We start from the raw sequence: 1,139 nt of genomic DNA on the forward strand, positions 1-1,139 counted from the left end.
TATCGACGCTCAACTCCCGAAAACACCGCTTGCGGTGCCCGCAAACCCTGAGAGGAAAATCCGATGAGTGTAGAAAAAGTAGCTGTGGTGGTGGCCGGCGGCAGCGGCATGGGGGCGGCGGCGGCCAAGCGGCTGGCGGCGGACGGCTTCAAGATTGCCATTCTTTCCTCTTCGGGCAAGGGCGAGGCGCTGGCCAAGGAGCTTGGCGGGCTCGGCGTCACCGGCTCCAACCAGTCGAACGACGATCTGCAGCGCCTCGTCGACCTGACGCTGGAGCGCTATGGCCGCATCGACGTGCTGGTCAACAGCGGCGGCCACGGGCCGCGTGCGCCGATCCTCGAGATCACCGACGAGCAATGGCACACCGGCATGGACGTCTACCTCCTCAACGTCATCCGGCCGGTGCGCATCGTGGCGCCGCAGATGGTCAAGCAGAAGGGTGGGGCCATCATCAACATCTCGACGGCCTGGGTGGTCGAGCCGAGCCCGATGTTCCCGACGTCCGCCGTGTTCCGCGCCGGCGTTGCCGCCTACACCAAGATCTTCGCCAACACCTATGCCGCCGACAATGTGCGCATGAACAATGTGCTGCCCGGCTGGATCGACAGCCTGCCGGCCACCGAAGAACGCCGCGACAGCGTGCCGATGCAGCGCTACGGCACTTCGGAAGAGGTCGCCGCGACCATCGCCTTCCTGGCGTCGGAGGGCGCCGGCTACATCACCGGCCAGAACATCCGGGTCGACGGCGGCATTATACGCGCTATTTGAGGGCGTCGGCCGGGAGGGGATTCCGGCATCTCACCCCAAGGAGCAAATAATGCGGCTTTTGATACTCGGCACCGGCTGGATGGCGCAGGAACATGCCCGGCGCTTCAGCGCCATCGAGGGCGTCGACATTGTCGGCGCAGTCGATGTCGATCCGGCGCGGGTTGGCGAGTTCGCCGACAGCTTTGACATTCCCAACCGCTTTACCGGGCTGGAGGAGGCGCTGGCATGGGGCGAGTTCGACGCGGTGGCCAATGTCACGCCCGACCGCATCCACCACCCGACCACCATGGCGCTGATCGCCGCCGGCAAGCCGGTGCTGTGCGAAAAGCCGCTGGCCGAAAACTTCGGCAAGGCGACCGAGATGGCCGATG

General features: G+C 65.5%; 2 protein-coding genes. Both read left to right on the top strand.

All coding sequences use genetic code 11. The features are described from left to right. The first annotated feature begins 63 nt into the window (after window positions 1–63). Window positions 64–768: an SDR family oxidoreductase gene (locus tag EN969_RS32195; protein ID WP_024501629.1), complete on the top strand. Its 705-nt coding sequence runs from the start codon at window positions 64–66 to the stop codon at window positions 766–768. A gap of 49 nt (window positions 769–817) precedes the next feature. Next, window positions 818–1,139: Gfo/Idh/MocA family oxidoreductase (locus tag EN969_RS32200; RefSeq protein WP_164758717.1), on the top strand; the 322-nt coding region annotated here is incomplete at its 3' end.

This window comes from Mesorhizobium sp. M7A.F.Ca.CA.003.01.2.1 (genome assembly GCF_003998945.1).
Lineage (GTDB): Bacteria > Pseudomonadota > Alphaproteobacteria > Rhizobiales > Rhizobiaceae > Mesorhizobium > Mesorhizobium ciceri.

Bases quoted from the DNA above. Each gene is read 5' to 3' on its own strand.
- EN969_RS32195 (WP_024501629.1), top strand. From the start codon at position 64: ATGAGTGTAGAAAAAGTAGCTGTGGTGGTGGCCGGCGGCAGCGGCATG.